Raw genomic sequence first — 20665 nt, forward strand, 5'->3', positions numbered from 1 at the left:
CGTTGTGCGTTCGGCTTTATTCATTAATTCTTAAATAAATATTAGTTTCTTCCCAAACTTTTGCATCTCCAAAAATCAGAAGTAAAGCTCCTGAATTGTCAAAAATATCATTTAAAATCAAATCGTTATTTTGGTTTAATGCTATTCGTACTTTTTTTACGTCAACTCCACCGAAGACGTATGGTATTCCTCTGATTATTGTATTGCGATTTTTGACATATAAAAACCCGTCATTTTTAAATTTATATCTAATTGTTTGACTTTTGACAATGTTATTTTTCTTAATGAAGTCAATTTGCAATTTTCTGTCGTCAATAATCTTGATTTTGAATTTTCCTCCGCTTATTGTGTCAAAACTTATTGTATCACTTTGTCCTCTTCCATATTTACGATAAAACTTGTTGTTTGCATTGTCAAAATATGGGTATTCAGTTTTTAATTTGTCAAACGCAAAAATAGAATAGGTACCATTCAAATTGTTTACATTGGCATTATTTATTTTTACGTGATTTTCCGGATTATTTTTAAAAACACCACAACTAAAAAATAATAAGGACAAAAAAATTAAGTAGGTGTTTTTCATTCAAATTCTTTTCAGTTTCTATTTTGCGGCTGACGCACAACGTATTTGTATATGGTTTGTTGCGTGTTTTAATCACCTAATTTAGCAAATACAAACCGAATAGAAAATCCGCGAGGATTTTCTTAAGTAAGCAAGAACTAGCAATAAATTATATTCGGTGTTAGCTACAGTTATTTATTTGGTTGTTGTTTCGGTTTTATTAATTTCATTAGCTCTTTCTTTTTGTACGGCATTCTCATTGTTCTTCGATTACTAATAAATCCGTAATCATTCCACATCAATTCCGCTCCATCTTCGATGTCTTCATAAATCGGTAACAATTCTCCGATACCAACAAAAATCCATTCCATTTCTATTTTGTCAGAATTCGTAAATTTATATTCCGCTTCTTTTCCGAGCTTTACAGCTTTATCAAATGCTTTTTCTGGTGAATCAGCCTTAATTAAATGATGATTTCCCCAAGTTGTCACTCTTCGCAATTCTTGCTTTTCATTTCGCTCAACAGGTTCGCATTTTTCAATAATCTCAACGATGTACCAATTCCCGTTTTTATTTGAAATCTTTTCTGCGTTTTTCATTATTCTCTTAAATATTTTGAAAATACGTTTGCATAACGGTCGTCAAAACTCAATTTTGTTATATCCTCAAAATTGTGCTTTGTATTTTTCTTGTCTAAAATGCCTTGAGCATTAAAATATCTTATCGAAATTGATTTTTTATTAATACGCTTTAACAGTCCAATGCAAAAAAAGTTTTGTTTAGGATGTTCGCATTCCGATATAATTGTTAATTCCGTTGCTTTAATATCTTTCACTATTGAATTCCAATCCGTTAAATCAACTTTATATTTAGCTTTTACTTCACTTATTAATCCTTCTTCTTTTAAAATCCGATGGATTGTTTTGTCATTCTTATTATATCTAACGTGTTTAATTGTTTGAATTGGAATGACTTGATAGCCTAAAACTCTGAATTCATCTGTTTCTTGAAGTAATATAAAATCAGATGACTTATCGAGAATAAATCCAGTAGAGGTTCCCTCAAAACCACCTTTTTTTCTTGTTAGTCGAACGTAAAGTTTTTCAGAACAATGTTTCTCTAATTTTTCTATTACTTTCTCTTTTTTCACGGTTCTGTTTTAATTGTAGCTAACGGCAGTCTGTCTCAAAACTAATTTTACTTCTCTGAGGATCTCATATTTGAGATTTTTCAAAGATACCTATCCGAATACCAAAACCAAAATAAGAGGTTTTGAGACAGTCTGACGGTCTTGTGTATGATTTCGTTGCGTGTTTCAGCAACTAATTTAGCAAATACAAACCGAATAGAAAATCCGAGAGGATTTTCGTAAGTAGGCGAGTACTAGCGATGAATTATATACGTTGCCAACTGTGCTTTTCATTCAGTTCGTTTTCTAATATCGTTTGTATTTCTTTTCTTAAAATTCCTTTAGTTTGGGAAACGTTCCATTCTTTTTTTTCGCTCAAAGTGATAAAGAAAGGTTGACATTCCGATTCTCTGACTAAATAACACATTAACGTTCCGATTTCATTCACTTTTGAGTTTCCACTATACCAAATAAAAAGTCCGTCATTAGTAAATTCCGATACATATCTTTTCAGGTTATCTTTACTTTCTTGGTAAATATGCAAAGTTTTTGGATTTTCCTTTTTCACATACTGTTCAGCCGTTTTTTGATAAAAATCAGAAGATTCAACACGATTCGGATGAAAAGGCGGAATTGTTGTTTCTCCTTTCCAAATTGATAATCCAGACATTATTGTTCCAGAAAATTCCATCCATTTTTCGTCAAACCAATTATCTATTCGATTCACGAAAATATCAGTCGGATTCCAAAGGTTAATTCGGTTCTGAATTATTTTCTCGCAGTTGAGAATAAAATTCGGATTATCGTTATGTTTTTCTTTCAGCAGTTTCATTTTCGGCATTGTTGGCAACTCCTTATATACACACTAAAAAGTGCGTTTATCCCTTAAATAAAGTCGGATATATACACCTTAATTATCTTTAGTTTAAAATCCAGAGCATTCAAATGTAAGAAAAATATTCTATCGGGAGCGGGGGAGAAATAGAAATACTGTGATTTTTTTAGTCGACCATTAATTTACAAGCAATCTACTGATTTGATGATAAGATTAATCATTGTTAGGTGTTTTTTAGATTTAGGAAAAGAATCACGGATTACAAATCTCCGATATCGGATTTACTTATAAGAACAAAAAAAGCAGCAATCTAATTAAAGATTACTGCTTCTGTATTATGAGATTCCTGTCTGCACTTCGACTGCGCTCTGTGTGACACACAGGAATTTAACTATTCAACATCACAGGCATTACCAACATCGTAATTTGCTCTCCTTCATCAAGTCCATCAATAGGTGTTAAGATACCGGCTCTGTTCGGCATACTCATTTCTAATTGTACTTCGTCTGATCCTAGGTTGTTTAGCATTTCGGTTAAAAAGCGTGAGTTAAAACCAATTTGCATATCGTCTCCCTGATAATCGCAAGTTAAACGCTCTTCGGCTTTGTTACTGTAATCGATATCTTCGGCAGAAATATTAAGTTCTGCACCAGCAATTTTTAAACGTATTTGATGTGTTGTTTTGTTAGAGAAAATACTAACACGTCTCACCGAGTTTAAAAACTGTGTTCTGTCAATCACCAATTTATTTGGATTCTCTTTTGGAATAACCGCTTCGTAATTAGGGTATTTTCCATCGATTAAACGGCAAATCAGTTCAGAGTTTTCAAATGTGAATTTAGCATTCGATTCGTTATACTCAATGGTTACATCTTCTTCGCTAGCAGCTAAAATACCTTTTAAAAGATTTAAAGGTTTTTTAGGCATGATGAATTCTGCAACTTGGTTTGCTTTAATATCTTCACGTGTGTATTTTACTAATTTATGTGCATCGGTAGCAACAAAAGTTAAACCTTCTGTTGAGAACTGAAAAAAGACACCGCTCATTACAGGGCGTAAATCGTCGTTTCCTGCTGCAAAAATAGTTTTGCTAATGGCTGTGGCTAATACATCTCCGGTAATTACTGTTTTACTCGGGTCTTCAAGAGCTACTGCTTTAGGAAACTCATTGCCATCTGCATAAGCCAAAGCGTATTTACCATGATTAGAGCTAATCTCAACAGTATTATTCTCTTCAACAACAAAAGTAAGTGGTTGCTCTGGAAATGTTTTTAAAGTATCTAATAACAAACGGGCAGGAATAGCAACACTGCCTTTGCTATCACTTTCAACATCGAGTGTAGATGCCATAGTGGTTTCTAAATCACTTGCCGAAACTGTCAATTTAGTTTGGTCTAATTCAAATAAAAAATTATCTAAAATGGGTAAGGTGTTAGAGCTATTAATAACGCCCCCTAAAACTTGTAATTGTTTTAATAAATAGGTACTGGATACTATAAATTTCATGTATTTATACAGAGTTTAGTTTAAATAATGCTACTTACAAATATATTCGATATGTACTTAAATTGGAAACAAACTTATTAACATTTACGAAGTATACTTTTTCTTTCTGAAGTAATTAAACCCTAATCCGAATAGACTTAATAACACCACTGGTAATGCGATATTTATAAGTTGCCATTTGGTTTTTTGTGCTGTTATTTTTTGCTGATCGAGAAATGCTATCGCAATTTCTTTGGATCGAATGTTTATAAGTCCATCGTCGTCCAATAAATAATTTACTGCATTTAGTAAAAATTCTTTATTGCCGTAAGTTTTTCCCGTCCAACGATCAAAACCTAATTCTTGCGGGGTATTTTTTATAACATCGTTTTTAATAACATCACCATCTGCAATAACAATCATTTTAGTGGGGATGCTTTTATCTTTTCCTTCTTTAAGCTGAAAAGGTTTGATACGGTTGTTGTATACCGAAGTAAACGTACCCTCTAATAAAACCGCTAGGGTTTGATTTCCTTTGTTGAATAAAGTTGGGTCTAGTTCTTTAGTAACAATATCTAAACTAATTTCTCTTGGTATACCTTCCAACTTAGTTAGCGGAGCTGTTTCTAAAAGAATGGTTTTCTTAATGTCGTTTTTAAGTGTATCTATTTGATTTGCAAAATCAAACTTTACCAAATTTAGATTATTAACTATAGGATGGTTATTGTTTATTCCGGCTAATGGCGAATACGGCCACCTTAAAGGCTGAAACTGAGATTCGCTTCCACTACCCATAGCCAAAGTTATAGGAGCAGAGTAAAGCGTACTAATCATGACAGGATTAATACGAACCCCATATTTGAAAAAGAAATCGGTTAGATTTAAGTCTCTGGAAACTGCGAAATTTTTACCGGAATCGTTGTATAAACTATCTTTTTCGATAGCAACAGCATCAATTAACCATAGGCTTTTTCCACCATTCATAGTGTATTGGTCTAAGACTAGTTTCTCAGCTTCGGTAAAAGCTTCAGTTGGTTTAGCAGATATAATTAAATCGAAATCATTTAAGTCTTTTAATGTTTTTTGAGAACTATTAGTAACACTATCTAAAGTAAATGGCGCAATAAAATAGTACTCACCAATCTTTTTTACAAAATCGGCAATGTATTTATCTTCAAGCTGTTTGTTACCTTTTAAAATAGCAATTTTTCTGCGTTTAGGTTTTATTAATTTACTAAAACCATCGGCAAAGGCATACTCTAAATGTTGTACCGAATTGGTAACTATTTCTTGTTGTAATGCTCCTATTTTATTTTTAATTAGAGGAATAGTAACTGTTTGGTCGTTAAAACTTGCTAACGCCCATGGAAAAATAATGGCTTGTGAAGATTTTCCACTTTCTTGAACGCTTAACTGCATAGGTTTTAATCCACGTTGTGTAAGCTGCTGTATGTTTCGTTCTCGTGTTGCTTCGTCTTCTAACGGATTAATAAAATTGAAAATGATGTTACTGTTTTTTGCTGCAAACTCTTCAAGTAGTTGTTTGGTTTCTCGTTGTAAACGTTTGAATTCTGAAGGAAAATCATCGCCGCTTAAAAATATATCTATGATAATGGGTGATTCTACATCTTTGATAATATTTATGGCAGATTCGCTTAGTGTGTAACGATTATCTGTAGTTAAATCAAATCGTTTGAAAACTTTGCTACTTAAAACATTAATAGCAATGATTACAAGTAGGAGTATGGTTATATGTTTAATTTTTTTATTCAAAGGTCTTCTCTAATTGGTATTGTTTAACACGTATTACAGTATTGTTATTGTATATAAGCTCTATACATTCTTGCATATTATTAAAAGCTCCCGGTTTAAAACCTAAATTGTAATTCCACATATCGGACGATGTTGCTTTTATACTATCGTTCCAACCAAACCATTCGCTTTTTCCTAAAAGGGTTTCCACTTCTTTTTTGCTTTTTCCAAGAAACAAACTTTCGTCAATTATTTCTTTACTCATTTCGTAACGTAATGACGGTTTATCTTTCCATGCTTCGGCATTGAAATGTTTTTGATGGTGGTAACTACTAAAAATGTTTAATATGGGGTAAAATACATAAAAATAGGCAAGGGGTGCTAATACCAAACTTATTAATAAACTTACCCATTTGCGTTTGTCTATAGTGTTAGCAAACAACCAAATTAGTACAAAAACAAGTACAAAAAGAATAATAAATAAAGGAGTGAAAATCATTGCTTCTCTTTAGTAATATTTATTTTGGTTAGCATTAAAAAGAAAATAGTGACGCTTAAAAAGTACAAAATATCACGGGTATCGAGCACGCCACGGCTCATACTTTTATAATGTAAGCTCATGCCTAATTGTTCTATAAAATTGCTTGAAGCAAAATCGGCAATGCCTTCAAAACCTATATAAAACAGAAAACAAATAAAAACGGCTGTGATAAATGATACAATTTGATTGTCTGAAAGGGAAGAGGCAAACACTCCAATGGCTGTGTAAGCCGCAATTAAAAATAATAATCCGAAGTAAGAACCTAGTGTACTACCTGTATCTATATTACCAATAGGGTTTCCTAACTGGTAAACGGTATAAACATAAAGTAAGGTTGGTAAAAGGGCTATTAAGATTAAAATAAAGGCACCAAAATATTTTCCTAAAATGATGTTTATATGTGATATTGGTTTTGTGAGTAAGAGTTCGAGAGTACCCTGTTTTTTTTCATCCGAAAAACTGCGCATAGTAACTGCAGGAATTAAGAATATTAAAATCCAGGGTGCCAATAAAAAGAAAGGCGATAAGTCTGCAAAACCATAGTCTAAAATATTAAATTCTCCTTTAAACAACCATAAGAATAAACCATTTAAAACTAAAAAAATAGCAATGACCAAATAACCTATGGGAGATGCAAAAAATGAGTTTATTTCTTTTTTAAGTATGGCTAACATGTATCTTCTTTTGTAATTGCTACGGGTTATTTTTTTATTTTATTCAAATGTATCAATTTGTCTCGCAATGCCCTTATATTATTGGCTAAAATTTTATAATGTGCTTAATATGGCTTTAAAACTATCAACTTTAATACGGCCTTTTGTCGGTATCATATTTTGCCACACCCAATTGTAATGTTCAATAACTTCTTCTGCTTTAAGATGTGGTCTGTTCCCTGTTGTATGTGCATCTTTTACCACTGTAACGTTGTAGTCTTTTGCTAAGGCAGATTGTATAGTTGCTTCTACACAAAAATCGGTAGCACAACCTGTAATATATAATTCGTTAATATTATAAGTTTCTAATTTAGATTTAAGATTTGAATTATAAAACACATCATTAGCATATTTACTTATTAGTATATCTTCTTTAGATACTTGTAAATCTGACAATATTTCCCATGCTTCAGTATTAGGAATAAAGTCATTATGCTTTGTACCATCGTGTTGAATGTAAAAAACATGATTTCCAGAAGTTCTAAACCTGTCGGCTAATAAATTAATTTTGTTTATCACACCATGTGTATCATATCGCGGCGTTTCTGGAGTAAAAGACCCTTTTTGCATATCGATTACTAAAAGTGCTTTATGGTTCATTATTAGCTCAAAGTTTCTAATTTATCGACGCTCCATGCAATTGGAGGAATATTAAATAGGGGTTTGGTTTTAGCCCAAACGTTTTTAAAAATTTCAGATTGCCTATAGTTTTCTAGGTTCTCTTCCGTTTCCCAATAGCTGTATGTGAAAAATATGGTTGGCTCATTTTTATCTCTATAGAGTTCTAAAAACTTACAGCCTTTAAAAGATCTTATCTTCTCTTTATTGGCATCAAAATTAGCGAGAAAAGTTTCGATGTTTTCTTCGTAAAATCCCATTTTCACAATTCTTACAAACATAAAATTATTTTTTGCCATGTCCGCTTTTGGCTTTACACAAGATACACTTAAACGAACTTCTCATCTTTTATAAAATTAACACTAACCGTATCCATTAAACCAAGTCCCATGAGTGTTGATGCACTACCAACAGTACCGCTATTACTTTTATAAACGGCAATTTCTAAAAAATTGCCGGAATTAAAAACTACCAAGCCTCTGCCTTCATCGTTGCGTTTGTTTTCTTCTATGTTGAAATTAACAATATCGCTGTATTTTTTAAAAATAGTTTTAAACTTGTTGTTTCGTGCCGAAATTTCGAAAGCACGTCCTTTCTGTATCGTTTCAAAAAAGCTTCTTTTAATATTAGTAACGACATTTCCGTAATTATCAATGTAAATAACACTGCCTATAATTTGCGTTTTATCGTCATTTACATAAGGTACGATATTCTTAATAGGCTTTATTTTACTAATGGGTTTCCCTATAACATCTAAAGTGCCACCGCGTGCAATATGACATGCTGCTTTTACAAATATGTCTAACACAGGAAAGCTTGTTTGTATTTTATCGTGAATATTAATTTCCACTATTTTTTCTGGCGCAATTTCAGATGAAATCATACTCATAATACCGTTATTAGCACAGATAAAAAAATGATCGTCAAGCTTTACAGCTATATGTTTGTTTTCTGGATTTATCTCAGAATCGATACCAATAATGTGTATGGTGCCTTTTGGAAAACTGTGATAGGCATTTTGTATAATGTAAGCCGCTTCAGGAATACTAAAAGGCGAGATAGAATGAGAGATATCAACAATTTTAACATCGTGGAGTTCGCTATAAATAGCCCCTTTTGTTGCGCCAGCAAAGTGATCTTTTTCACCAAAATCAGTAGTTAAGGTTATTATCGCCATTGGCAAAATTGTTGATATGTTTTTAGCGTTAAGTCACTCAAATTTATGTATTTTTGAGTTTTAACAAAACTAATAAAATCATTTCATCGAATTAAATATTATTTTCATTTAAATTGGGTGATATGCAAAAAATAAGTATACGCCTTTGAACGAAATTGTAATCGAACTTGAAGAAATCACTCCAAAAGAGTTTTTTGGAGCTCAAAACGCTAATATTGAACTCCTAAAAAAGTATTTTCCTAAACTTAAGATAGTCGCAAGAGGTAATAAAATAAAAGCTTTTGGCGATGAGGAATTATTAGAAGAATTCGATCGTAGAATTACGATGCTTTTAAAGCACTTTGCAAAGTACAATAAATTAGATGAGAATGTTATTGAGCGTGTTTTAACAAGTCAGAGTAGCGATGATTATACTACCTCAAAACAAAGTGGTGAAGTTATCGTGCATGGTGTTCGTGGTAAACTTATTAAAGCACAAACAGCTAACCAACGTAAGATGGTAGACCTTATGCGCAAAAACGATATGGTTTTTGCTATTGGCCCTGCCGGTACTGGTAAAACTTATACAGGAGTTGCTTTGGCAGTTCAAGCTTTAAAAAACAAGGAAGTTAAGCGTATTATTTTAACTCGTCCGGCAGTAGAAGCCGGAGAGAATTTAGGTTTTTTACCGGGTGATTTAAAGGAAAAATTAGACCCATATATGCAACCTTTATATGATGCGTTGCGCGATATGATTGCCCCCGAAAAATTAGCACATTATATAGAAAACGGTACGATTCAAATAGCACCTTTAGCGTTTATGCGTGGGCGTACATTGGATAATGCTTTTGTAATATTAGATGAAGGGCAAAACACCACACATGCGCAAATGAAAATGTTTTTAACGCGTATGGGTAAAAATGCCAAGTTTTTATTAACCGGCGATCCCGGACAAATTGACTTACCGCGTCGTACAATTTCTGGTTTAAAGGAAGCGCTTTTAATTTTAAAGAATGTTGAAGGTGTAGGGATGATATTTTTAGATGATAAGGATGTGATTCGCCATAAACTGGTTAAAAAGGTGATTGCAGCGTATAAGAGTATTGAGAATAGGGATTAATCCCCATTGTCCTTCGGACATTTCCCCAAAGGGGAAAAATATTTTATTGATGGTTAGAAGGTTGAAGATCATTTACATACTAGAAATCGATTAGTTTATAAATAAGTAAATAAAAATATACAAATAAGTAAATAAAAACTCGTAAAGAGTAAAAATATAAATGAGTAATACCATTACAGACACTAATTTCAATTTTCCGAACCAAAAAAGTGTTTACAAAGGAAAAGTAAGAGAAGTATATAATATTAATGATGAGCAATTGGTAATGATTGCTACCGATAGGTTATCTGCTTTCGATGTGGTGATGCCTAAGGGAATTCCATACAAAGGACAAATACTAAACCAGATAGCTACCAAAATGATGGCTGCTACCGAAGATTTGGTGCCTAATTGGTTAACGGCTACTCCAGATCCGAATGTTGCGGTTGGATATTTATGTGATCCTTTTAAGGTAGAAATGGTGATTCGAGGCTATATGTCTGGCCATGCTGCACGCGAATATAAAGCTGGTAAACGTATGCTTTGTGGTGTACCTATGCCAGAAGGGATGAAAGAAAATGATGCTTTTCCAGAGCCTATCATTACACCAGCTACTAAAGCTGAAATGGGCGACCATGACGAGGATATTTCTAGAGAAGATATTTTAAAGCGAGGTATCGTTTTAGAAGAAGATTATGTGGTTTTAGAAGATTATACGCGTAAATTGTTTCAACGTGGTTCTGAAATTGCTGCATCTCGTGGACTTATTTTGGTGGATACTAAATATGAATTTGGTAAAACCAAAGAGGGCAAGATTGTATTGATTGATGAGATACATACGCCAGATTCGTCACGTTATTTTTATGCTGAAGGCTATCAGGAACGTCAAGATAGAGGAGAAGCACAAAAACAGCTTTCCAAAGAGTTTGTGCGTCAATGGTTAATCTCTAATGACTTTCAGGGATTAGAAGGGCAAACGGTTCCTTTTATGAGCGACGACTATATTGAAACTGTTAGCGAACGCTATATCGAGCTTTACGAAAATATTACTGGCGAAACTTTTGTAAAGGCTAATGTTTCTGATATACAAGCACGTATTGAGGGTAACGTATTGGAGTTTTTAAAGTAAGTTCTATAAAACTTTTACGTAGAGGCTTTCACCGTTATTTTTAATTTTAATTTCGATTTCCAGTTTGTCAAATAAACGGTATATATCCCGTTCTATATTACGAGTGGTGTGCATGTATGAATAACGATATTCGCCTACATATAAGTTAAACTCATTTACCTTATCAATTTTTACATAATGCTCATGAGCCGTTTCAGTGAGCCAATCTTCAATGATAAACTTTAAGCGATCATTATCCTTTGAAGCTATTTTCGAGTCCATTGTCAGTTTCGAGTTCTTATCAAAACTAAAATCGATAACGGCTGTTTTACCATCTTCATATTGCTTGTTCCATTTTGTTATGATTTCCTTCATGAAGGAATCAAAACACGAATCGTCTTTACCATAATCTTGATTCATGGCACTCATGGTCAAGCTGCCTACATCTTTTGTATAAAACATGTTGGATTCACATGTTTTTGTACCTAATGAGTTTGCAGACGAGACCTCATTTGCTTCTAAAATAATCCTTACCAAATTACCTGCATTAGATTCTACATACATAAGGTCTAGTTCGACCACTACATCGGTTGTAATATTTCTTATAAGTAAATCTCTAAATTTATCTTTTGAAAGATGCTGCACTTTAGGGTCTGAAATGATTCTTTTAAAAAGTGCCTCAAAATCTTTAGTATCGTACCCATATTGATCAAACCCATCTTTTATAGAAGCTATTCCTACCCTGATAACAGGTTCGTTATCTACCAATGTACGGATATCTTCATTTTCGTTAGCTCTGGGTATTACCATAATACTAGGTAACACCTCTTTGTCTCTTTGTCCCAGAACTGTATTGCAGAAACTCGTAATTAACAATACATAAATTAAATACTTTTTCATATATAAAATTAAATGTTGATAAGGTTATTTTTTACGGATTTACAAACCAGAACGGTTTCTTTATCATTAAATTTTTGGGCTAATTCTTCTCCGCCTTTTGTTATTTTACCTTCAGATACTTCTCCCTGTACCTTACTAACCTTAAAAACAGCTATTTCGCGCTCTCTTTTTTTCTTTCCTTTTGATGTTTCTACATAAGTGACTTCACAGATACTAAACTTATCATTTTTATGCATACCATCGTCAATACCAGCATTTACTAGTACTGTTTTTACGACAGTGCCTCCTTTTTTATTATTTACTTCTTCAAGGTCTACGATATCTGTGTAAAAAGAAACATATTCTTCGATGAAATCATTAATCTTTTTTTCTAATAATAATAAAGCATTAATAAAAGCTTCGTCCTCTGTTGAACTACCAGTTAAACCTAATGAACCTATAGTACGGCTTGTACGATTTGGACATATTACCTTAGAAATCATGAGTTCTCCCGTTTCAACATCGCTAACATTAATACTAAAAGATAAATCACATTTTTTCTCCCCGCTTTTTATAGTAGAATAACTTGATATAAGAATTTTGCCTCCAATAATGTGTTTAGCTCCTTTACTTCTGCCTTGTTTTACTACATATCCATTAATAAAATCTATGTTCTTCTGTATTTCTTTTTCAGCAAATATGCTTGTTTTAGTATACATTGTTCTGTCCAATGCAGTAAATCGCTTAGAATTAACAAAAACTTCTTTTATTTTTTCAGTTATCATTTCTGCTTCTTTCCAATTATCTGCATTTATAGCTTTGAAAGTCTGCAAGCCAATAGTTGTTTTTTGAGCAAATCCTATTGTTATAAAAAACAATGAAGTTATTAGTAATATTTTTTTCATGTTATTATTGGTTTAGTTTGTTGTATGTTTTTTATAAAGAATTACTTACATAATAATTGAGATGTCATTATGTCTCTTTGTTATAACAGAATAAGGTTAAATAAAAGGTAAGTAAAATGGGGGCTCAAAGACATTTTTATTTTAATAAGTAATATTGTTCTTAATAAAAATGTAGGGTATTTTTGCCAAATATATAAAATTATTAGTAACTTTCTGACCTTATTCCGGTTAGCATAAAAAAACTAGATGTAATGCGTTTTTTTATGATTAAATGACAAAAAATAATAGAATTATATAGCTAAGATAAATTTATGAAGCAGCAATTGTGTGCGCCCCTCCTTTTCTTTTTTTCTTGTTTTCTTTTTGCCCAGGAAACTGTTTTTGTTAAAAGTACAGAAATAGGTAATGGGATTATTTGTGAACGTGCAGGTGAATGTTTTGTTATAACTCCAGCCCATGTAGTATCTGAATCTGTGAGTGATATTTTGGTTCGTAGTGCCAATAGAATTAATAATACTGCAAATTTAATTGATGCCTATGAAGCAGATTTAGCGATTCTGGGTATTACTAAAAGTTCCAGTACTACTTGTAAAAGTTGGGATATTTCCGATCAATTTGATAGAGCTATCGATAATGTATCAAGCGGGTTTGTTGAATATTTGGATGAATTTGGAGCATCTAATATGGTTCATGTTAATATAACGTCAAAAGACCAAACGAGCTTTATTATCATTCCACAAAATGCCAATATAGGCTTTAGGAAAGGTATGAGCGGTAGTTCTTTTTATATTAATTATCAAGGCGAAAAAATCTTAGCTGGTATGTTAATGAGTATGGAAGATGACTCAAAGCAAGCTTTTGTATATCAAATAGATGATATTATGAGAACTTTAGCGTCTTTTTTCGATGTAAAAAGGCAAGTTGAAACTACTTATAACGGACCAAAAAGGTTAGGAGTTATGCTTCTTAAAGATAATAACAGGTATGTTGAGGTGAACAATAAATTAGTAACCAACATTAATAAAGGAACATCCTATAAAGCTTATGATAAATTTGCTGAGAATGATTATGTAGAGAAAGAATTCGATAATATTGTTTTGGGACGTAGTGACTTGGTTATTCCAAGCAAATTAAGGAAAGAACTAGACCAGTTGTTCTTGGGAAATGTCATTTTTGAAACCGAAACGAATAGAAAGAACATGCATACGGTATATGTCAGGTTAAATGCCAGTTTGTATTTAACAAACAACCTTAATGTAATAGATTCCTATAGCTTTATGGGAAAAGGATTGGGTTTTGATGAAAAAACTGCTGAGAAACAGGCTATAAAATCATTATTAACTAACATGGAAAATCAATTTAAATGAAAAAAAACACAGTATTAACCGTTTTTTTATTGGCGTTGTTTTTTAACGCCATGGTTTCAGCCCAAGAAAAAAAGTCACCAATTAAACCGAATCAAGAAACTGTAAACAATAATAAATGGGAGGTCTGGACAGATAAAGTACCTGTTAGTGGTAATGTAAGGGTTGGTTTAATGTTTGATAGCGATGAAAATAACCTAAACCCTGAGCATTTTTTTGCTAGAATTCCAGAGGTTAAATTAACTACTAATCTTTGTGTAGAGATCAGCTCAAAAGATGGGCGCTATTCAGCAAAACGTAGTTACACAATTACACCTACAGATGATGATGTACAAGAGTTTTTTTGGCCAACAAAATATAAAAAAGCTTTGTCAGCGTTCAAAACTGAAGAGTTGGTTATTTTGGCTTCTTTAAGCGATGACTGTAATTCAAAACCGGATGCTTATGTAATAAGTAGTTGGAACTCTATACCTTCTGATGTGATAGAAACCAGAAGTGTCTCTGTATATGTAAATTCTATCTCATCGACCAGCTTGATCGTAGACAATGATACAGGAGGCTCCATTAAATGTAGCGATTTAGAGTCTCCTATGGTAGCTTATAATAAAAAAGGCACCATCCCGGATAATAAGGTAAAAGACACCTCGACTATTGTTATAAAGCAAATGAGACGAAGAGGGCCCAAAGTGAGCTTCGTAAAATATGAATTATCATTGAAATACTCTAAAAATTGAGCGCTAAAAAGAAACGCAAACGGAAGCAGAAGCAGTTTACATTATTTAAGAAGCTGATTTTTGTTGCAGTAATGGTATTAACACCTATTATTACTATTCAGGTATTTAATCTTTTCCCCTCAACTTTTAGTGTTTCAGTTAAAACCGAGCTTTTAAAATTTAAAACTATTGACCATAACAATTCTAAAATACCTTTATATGATGTAAAAGTATTTATTAGAGAAGACGATAGTATAGGCATTGATGGATACCATGGAACCTTTAAAATAGCAACAGGAGCAACTACAACTATTGAAAGGATTTCAAATAGCTATCTTACTATTGAAATTAAGGTGAGTAAAGGTGAAAGTGCTGGAACCTTTTATTCTCCTGATGACGACGAGGTGACACATAAAGCTGATAATTATGTGTTATTTTATATTGATGATATTGCAGATAGGATTAATAGAGGAGAAACTATAATTGTTCCTATAACCGGCGAAATTACTATTGGACGTACTATTAATTATGAAACCTATGGTAATTCCAATGCTATTGTAAGATGTGGGGGAGTTACTGTAATAGGTCGATCAATATTTTGGGGGCCTTATTTTAAATCCAATACATACGATTTAAATACTGGAGATCAATTTATTATCACAAATTATGATAAGGACAAAAAAGTTAAAGTTTATGGGTTTGCAACTATAAATGAAGAGATAGGGATGACAGCTACATATAAGGCTATTGGAAAAGAGGGGATAATAATCACACCTGGACCTATGGATGATAATTCAGGCTATAATATTTCAACAACAATTTTTGATAGGTTCGAGAAAGATCGAAATGTAAAAATAATTTCATTAATGTTTGTTATTTTGGTTACTATAGCTGATATTTTACCTTTGGTTAAAGAAGTTTTTCCTGATGTTTTAAGTAAATCAAAGAAAAAGAAATAATTTATTATAGAAATTTTTCAATTTCTATCAGTTTTTCAAAAACTAAATTATTTCTTTTCCTTCTTTTTTGACTTACTCGGTTTTAACCAAAAGGCTAAAAGCAATTCATAAATCTAAGAAATATGATAAACTTTCTATTTAGAATATAGATCACAAATCATTTCATTGCTAAATATTAATAACTCATAAACCAGACATCAAGTGTCGAACTATATATAAATGAGAGTGTTTCATGAAATTGACTTCCAAATGTTACTGAAGAATAGGTAGCATTAAATGCATACATCGTTTTTCCGTTTCCGTTTATCCCAGCGGTAGATGTAGTGCTGCATACTTTAATAAATTGCCCGTCTACTGGAGATGCAGGTAGCGTAGCAGTGTAATTACCATTAATAATTACAATATTATCACTTGAGGTTAGTGTTGTATTTGCACTAATGGTTTTTACAGATAAACTACTACTAGATGGCGTTTCCCAAGTGGCATTTCCAGACGCATCAGAGGTTAATACTTTACCATCTCCAGGTGTTCCTCCGTTAAGCTTAATCGTACCTGTTTCAAGTGCTACATTACTTCCTGTTCCTAATTGTACAGCAGTTAACGCGCTATTCCCTATTTGTACTTTGTTGCTTGCAGATACCGTAGCACCGTTTCCTATGGCAGTGGCATTTGTTAAGGTACCACTGGAGACATCGGCATCATAACCTATAGCAAGGTTGTAGTCTCCTGAAGTTATAGCATTTCCTGCTTGATAACCTATCGTAATATTTCCTTCACCGTCATTGTTCAATCTACTCGAATTATTTCCTAATGCAATATTGTTGCTCCCTGTTGATTCTTCATATAAAGCAGCTAAGCCTAAAGCGATATTATTGGAACCGCTATTACCTTGTCTGTAAGAAAGTGTTCCTAATGCAATATTGTTTGCTCCGGATGTGCCTTGATAATTGGCATTTTGTCCTATAGCTATGTTACCATCTCCTTCTGCGGCATTTCTATTAGTGGCCGTACCTATAGCAACATTATTGCTCCCTGTTATAGAAAACCCTGCTTGTTCTCCAATAGCAACATTGTTAATTCCGGATGCATTGGAAACCAATGCATTTATACCTATTGAGGTATTTGTGGCAACACCTGCTGTTCCGTTTCCAATAGTCAATCCTTTTACTATAACATTAGCATCAAAAGTTTTGGCACCTGTTATGGTTTGAGCAGTATTTAAGGTTACCAAGTTTGTAATGGCACCAGCATTAGTAGCAATACCGGAAATATCTTGGTCACCAGTATTGGTACCACTTTGGTTAGCTAACAGCGTTTTTTCAGCATCAGTAAAAGCATTGGTATCCGCATTATTTTCATAAGCTGTTTTAATTTCGGCATCAGTTTGGTCAGCAGTGGCATTAGCTTCGATATTGGCTAATTTATTGGCATCAGCAGTTGGATACGTTTGTTTAGCAGTATTTAGAGCAATAGCAGTATTTTGAGTCGTTTGCTCCGTTTCAATATCGGAAATATCACTAGCATTGGTAGCAATGCCGGAAATATCTTGGTCTCCAGTATTGGTACCAGATAAATTACTTAAATTAGTGATGTCGGTGGAAGTAATATTATTAGCTTCACTACCAGTAAAAATAGGGTCGGTTTCAGTAAAGCTATCAGCAGTTTTGGCATGTAGCGCATAAGGAACGCTCATTAATTGACTAGTTCCGGTTATACTATATGAACTACCACCGGTCGGATCAATTTCAGTTTTAATAAAATAAGCATTGTTTCCCCATCCAATAGAATTAAAAGTACCACTTACTATGGTTCCTGTGCCTATTTCTATGGTTAATAAACCATTGTCATTGGTAGTTGGGTTTTGTGTTTCGACATAAACAGCAGAACCACTGGAAGATCCTTGTAAAATACTAATTTGCATACCAACGCTTTGGTTGGCTAATATTTGGTCACTAGCATTTCTAACAATAGCTTGATAGCTCATTTTATCAGGGGCTTGGGCTATAGCAGAAAATGAGGCTATAGATAAAACGATAAGTAAAGTAATTTTTTTCATCTGGTTAGTTTTTAATTATTTTAAAAGTTTGAACTTTTTGATTTAAGGTGTTGTTAATTTTTAGAATATATGTTGCCATTTGTAAATGGTCTACATTAATCCTTGTGGTATTATCTGTTACAGTTCCGTTGCTTATTAATTTTCCGGAAGTGTTGAATAGTTTATAGGATAAGGTATTGGGTTTAAAATCATCAACATGAATATTTAAAATAGATGTTGTTGGGTTAGGGTAGGTGGCAATTTCTAAGTTGGTTTCCATATCTATAACAGTTAACGTTGAAGAGTCAAAATAAAATTGAATCCCTTGAATTATGGAACCATTTGAACCGGTAGCATTTTGTTGGATTATTTGACCAACAGAATAGCTAACCGAACCTCCAGTATCTGATATGCTATTTCCGGAGGTTAATACGATTTCTTGGGCCTTTATTTGGCTAACGTATATTAATAGGAAAAATAAGAGTAAGATTAGCCTATGGTTTAAATAAAATTGTCGTGTATTTCTAAAGTTGATTTGTTTCATAATTTTTGATTTAAAATTCAAAATCATCGATAAAATGATTAAAATATCCGTTCAAATGTATAATTTAAATATTAAATAACAAAAAAATCTTACAAAAAATAAAATTTGTAAGATTAAGATTTGCTTTAAGAATTGATTTTTTCTATTGTGGATTTTACTTTTTTTAAAGGTTTTACTAATTTAGTAGAGAGCATAAATACCCTATGTTTTTAGCATGTTTAAAATAGACTTTTGCTAAAACAAATTAAAAGGTCTTTATAAGTTTATTAGGACTCTTTGCTTAAATATTAAATGATATGTATGCTAATTAATGTAGGCAGTACTCTGTTAAAGGGAGCCATTTAGAAACTATTTCTACGCCTTCATTAACCTTAATTTCCCATGCTTTAAGTTTAGACTCTAAAGTTATTGGTCAATTCAGGGTTTTCTAAACTTAAATCTCTATTCTCTTGTAAGTCGTTTGCTAGATTATAGAGCTCAATTTTATCTCCAATCTTTCTTTTTTTTCGAATGTAAAATATCTAACAAATCTGTTGGATGATTTAATATGTATTTGGCACCACTTTCAATTAACTCTTTCTTATCTCTAAAACCCCACGTTACGCCTACAGCTAACATATTAGCGTTTTTTGCTGTTTGAATATCAATATTTGTATCTCCAACAAAAATGATGTTTTCTGGTTTTATATTTAAAGTTTCGCTTATTTCTAGTGCTTTTATAGGATTAGGTTTTTTATTAACTTCTTTAGTTAAACCAAAAACAGGATGAAAATAATTAGGCAAAAGACTTGACACCACTTTTTTAGTAAGTATATCTGATTTATTAGACAATACACTTAATTTGAGTTTTTGAGATTTTAATTGATTCAACAGTTCCAAAATACCATCATAAGGTTTAGTTTTAACGGTGCAATTATTACTGTAAACATCCATCATTGCATTAAAGCAAGTATTAACGATATCATGCGTTTTATGTGTTTCAGGCAATGCTTTTATAACTAAATTTTTAATGCCGCTACCAACAAAGTGATTATAAGCTTTGTAGTTATGTGTAGGATAACCAAAATTATCAAGAACCAAATTCATAGAATCTCCCAAGTCTTCAATAGAATTTACAAGGGTTCCGTCTAAATCAAAAATAATGGCTTTATATGTCATAATTCTTGCTAAGTTAAAGTTAATAGTTGTAGTATATCGTACGTTCGTTTACTGGTTGTTCATTTCTATAATTATTTAAAGGCATATTATCTCTTAATTTTATAACTTCCTCAACCGATAAAATGATAGGTTCTTTAAATACAATCCAATTAACACTTTCCGAACAAGGTGGCGTTGTTAATGAGCCACCATAAGAATAATAGTGTTTGTCTTCTAAAAATAAACTAGATAAATCAATGTTTTGATGAATGTCTTTTGTCTTCCCTGTTTCTATTGGTAGAAAACTTTCAAAGAATTCAAAGAGCTGACTTTCATTACCTTCTTCACCCAAAATGCCAATAACGGTTATTTTACCTGTTTTGTTCAAGTGAACCAAATGCATTTCAATAGGATAAATGATACCATTTACTTTATGTTCTGATGGTTCATGAAAATGAATTTGTTTTAAGTAATACGTCTCATTTTTGTAATTTATAGAATCTCCGGCTTCAAAATCAAACTGGATTGAATGTCCATTGTTTTCTACTTCACTAATCAAAGTTGTAGGTGTGTATAATATCTTTAAATCGGTTTTTGCAGGTACTGAATCTGTGTCTTTGTGTATAATATTAATTGGAGATTGTTGCTTCCCATTACAATCCGAATTTTTTTCAATTTCTGCCCAATGCTCAGGAGCAGTTTCTCCAGAATAACTCCAGTGTGGTATTGCCTTTTGATGATCGTTGTTTAGGTGAACAATTTTTTTTGAATCATTGCAGGATATAAGTATTGAGAGTGTAAGGGTAATAACTAAAACTATTTTTGTATTCATGGTATTTATAAGAGTTTAAAACCCAAATTTAATTAAGCCATTTAATCAAAAACCTTACTTTTATCATGTTTTAGATTCAATTTTAGAAAATGAACTCATCTTGACTTTTTCTATTTCCTAAAACCTGCCTGCCGGCAGGCAGGAACGGCTAAAATTCGCCCATATTTCGTTACTTTTTTTATGCTTAGCGATGCTATGCTTTTCAAAAAATGTCTCATCTGAACAAATTTTATCTCATTTTCGGTTAAAAACAAAAAGTCAAGATGAGTTCAATTATTAACTATTTCGTTTTCGAAATT

The 20665-nt window shown here is 32.4% G+C and carries 22 protein-coding genes; 5 read left to right on the forward strand and 17 right to left on the reverse strand.

Annotated elements, in window-relative coordinates; genetic code table 11:
* Window positions 1-16: 16 nt before the first annotated feature.
* The 11 genes from Q4Q35_RS07415 to Q4Q35_RS07465 all read right to left on the reverse strand — a co-directional run bounded on the left by Q4Q35_RS07415 (window position 17) and on the right by Q4Q35_RS07465 (window position 8812).
* The gene (locus Q4Q35_RS07415; RefSeq protein WP_303277327.1) at window positions 17-583 is read right to left on the reverse strand and encodes a hypothetical protein; all 567 of its coding nucleotides are present in this window, start codon (window positions 581-583) and stop codon (window positions 17-19) included.
* Window positions 584-753: 170 nt separating this feature from the next.
* Entirely contained in the window at window positions 754-1161 is a 408-nt protein-coding gene (locus Q4Q35_RS07420) for a DUF4288 domain-containing protein (RefSeq protein ID WP_303277328.1), read from the reverse strand.
* Entirely contained in the window at window positions 1161-1712 is a 552-nt protein-coding gene (locus tag Q4Q35_RS07425) for a hypothetical protein (RefSeq protein WP_303277329.1), read from the reverse strand. The genes Q4Q35_RS07420 and Q4Q35_RS07425 overlap by 1 nt, the downstream gene beginning before the upstream one ends.
* A 244-nt stretch (window positions 1713-1956) precedes the next feature.
* Window positions 1957-2523, reverse strand: a complete 567-nt coding sequence (locus Q4Q35_RS07430) for a hypothetical protein (protein WP_303277330.1) — start codon at window positions 2521-2523, stop codon at window positions 1957-1959.
* A gap of 390 nt (window positions 2524-2913) precedes the next feature.
* Window positions 2914-4032, reverse strand: a complete 1119-nt coding sequence (dnaN, locus tag Q4Q35_RS07435) for a DNA polymerase III subunit beta (protein WP_303277331.1) — start codon at window positions 4030-4032, stop codon at window positions 2914-2916.
* Between the two features lie 84 nt (window positions 4033-4116).
* Complete coding sequence (gene gldG, locus Q4Q35_RS07440) at window positions 4117-5784, reverse strand: gliding motility-associated ABC transporter substrate-binding protein GldG (protein WP_303277332.1); 1668 nt, start codon at window positions 5782-5784, stop codon at window positions 4117-4119.
* Window positions 5777-6262: a hypothetical protein gene (locus Q4Q35_RS07445; protein ID WP_303277333.1), complete on the reverse strand. Its 486-nt coding sequence runs from the start codon at window positions 6260-6262 to the stop codon at window positions 5777-5779. Before Q4Q35_RS07445 ends, gldG begins: the two co-directional genes overlap by 8 nt.
* Entirely contained in the window at window positions 6259-6978 is a 720-nt protein-coding gene (gene gldF / locus Q4Q35_RS07450; RefSeq protein ID WP_303277335.1) for a gliding motility-associated ABC transporter permease subunit GldF, read from the reverse strand. Before gldF ends, Q4Q35_RS07445 begins: the two co-directional genes overlap by 4 nt.
* 93 nt (window positions 6979-7071) lie before the next feature.
* Window positions 7072-7617, reverse strand: coding sequence for an isochorismatase family protein (locus Q4Q35_RS07455; RefSeq protein WP_303277336.1), 546 nt, complete (start codon window positions 7615-7617; stop codon window positions 7072-7074).
* 2 nt (window positions 7618-7619) lie between these two features.
* Window positions 7620-7916 (reverse strand): putative quinol monooxygenase, encoded by a 297-nt coding sequence (locus Q4Q35_RS07460; RefSeq protein ID WP_303277433.1) that lies wholly within the window; start codon window positions 7914-7916, stop codon window positions 7620-7622.
* Window positions 7917-7963: 47 nt separating this feature from the next.
* Complete coding sequence (locus tag Q4Q35_RS07465; RefSeq protein WP_303277337.1) at window positions 7964-8812, reverse strand: SAM hydrolase/SAM-dependent halogenase family protein; 849 nt, start codon at window positions 8810-8812, stop codon at window positions 7964-7966.
* Between the two features lie 145 nt (window positions 8813-8957).
* Here Q4Q35_RS07465 and Q4Q35_RS07470 point away from each other — a divergent pair, with 145 nt between their 5' ends.
* Together Q4Q35_RS07470 and Q4Q35_RS07475 are read left to right on the forward strand one after the other, a co-directional pair.
* The gene (locus Q4Q35_RS07470) at window positions 8958-9911 is read left to right on the forward strand and encodes a PhoH family protein (protein WP_303277338.1); all 954 of its coding nucleotides are present in this window, start codon (window positions 8958-8960) and stop codon (window positions 9909-9911) included.
* Window positions 9912-10071: 160 nt separating this feature from the next.
* On the forward strand, window positions 10072-11019 hold the full coding sequence (locus tag Q4Q35_RS07475; protein ID WP_303277339.1) for a phosphoribosylaminoimidazolesuccinocarboxamide synthase: 948 nt from the start codon (window positions 10072-10074) through the stop codon (window positions 11017-11019).
* 3 nt (window positions 11020-11022) lie between these two features.
* On the opposite strand, the gene Q4Q35_RS07480 is transcribed toward Q4Q35_RS07475, so the two are convergent.
* The gene (locus tag Q4Q35_RS07480; RefSeq protein ID WP_303277340.1) at window positions 11023-11898 is read right to left on the reverse strand and encodes a DUF8604 domain-containing protein; all 876 of its coding nucleotides are present in this window, start codon (window positions 11896-11898) and stop codon (window positions 11023-11025) included.
* 8 nt (window positions 11899-11906) lie between these two features.
* Window positions 11907-12782, reverse strand: a complete 876-nt coding sequence (locus Q4Q35_RS07485) for an LpoB-related protein (protein ID WP_303277341.1) — start codon at window positions 12780-12782, stop codon at window positions 11907-11909.
* Window positions 12783-13093: 311 nt separating this feature from the next.
* Here Q4Q35_RS07485 and Q4Q35_RS07490 point away from each other — a divergent pair, with 311 nt between their 5' ends.
* Genes Q4Q35_RS07490 through Q4Q35_RS07500 form a run of 3 tightly spaced genes read left to right on the forward strand, consistent with a single transcriptional unit; the run spans window position 13094 to window position 15818 of the window.
* A complete protein-coding gene (locus Q4Q35_RS07490; RefSeq protein ID WP_303277342.1) occupies window positions 13094-14149 on the forward strand; it encodes a hypothetical protein in 1056 nt (351 codons plus the stop codon).
* Window positions 14146-14880, forward strand: coding sequence for a hypothetical protein (locus Q4Q35_RS07495; RefSeq protein ID WP_303277343.1), 735 nt, complete (start codon window positions 14146-14148; stop codon window positions 14878-14880). The genes Q4Q35_RS07490 and Q4Q35_RS07495 overlap by 4 nt, the downstream gene beginning before the upstream one ends.
* Window positions 14877-15818: a hypothetical protein gene (locus tag Q4Q35_RS07500; protein ID WP_303277344.1), complete on the forward strand. Its 942-nt coding sequence runs from the start codon at window positions 14877-14879 to the stop codon at window positions 15816-15818. The genes Q4Q35_RS07495 and Q4Q35_RS07500 overlap by 4 nt, the downstream gene beginning before the upstream one ends.
* Window positions 15819-15993: 175 nt before the next feature.
* Here Q4Q35_RS07500 and Q4Q35_RS07505 read toward each other — a convergent pair whose 3' ends face one another.
* The 4 genes from Q4Q35_RS07505 to Q4Q35_RS07520 form a co-directional block, all read right to left on the reverse strand.
* A complete protein-coding gene (locus Q4Q35_RS07505) occupies window positions 15994-17874 on the reverse strand; it encodes a beta strand repeat-containing protein (RefSeq protein WP_303277345.1) in 1881 nt (626 codons plus the stop codon).
* Window positions 17875-17878: 4 nt separating this feature from the next.
* Entirely contained in the window at window positions 17879-18397 is a 519-nt protein-coding gene (locus Q4Q35_RS07510; protein WP_303277346.1) for a T9SS type A sorting domain-containing protein, read from the reverse strand.
* Window positions 18398-18880: 483 nt separating this feature from the next.
* Complete coding sequence (locus Q4Q35_RS07515) at window positions 18881-19555, reverse strand: HAD family hydrolase (RefSeq protein WP_303277347.1); 675 nt, start codon at window positions 19553-19555, stop codon at window positions 18881-18883.
* Between the two features lie 19 nt (window positions 19556-19574).
* Window positions 19575-20366, reverse strand: a complete 792-nt coding sequence (locus Q4Q35_RS07520; RefSeq protein ID WP_303277348.1) for a carbonic anhydrase — start codon at window positions 20364-20366, stop codon at window positions 19575-19577.
* Window positions 20367-20665: the final 299 nt, after the last annotated feature.

It is taken from the genome of Flavivirga aquimarina (assembly GCF_030540835.1).
In the GTDB taxonomy this organism is placed as follows: Bacteria; Bacteroidota; Bacteroidia; order Flavobacteriales; family Flavobacteriaceae; genus Flavivirga; species Flavivirga aquimarina.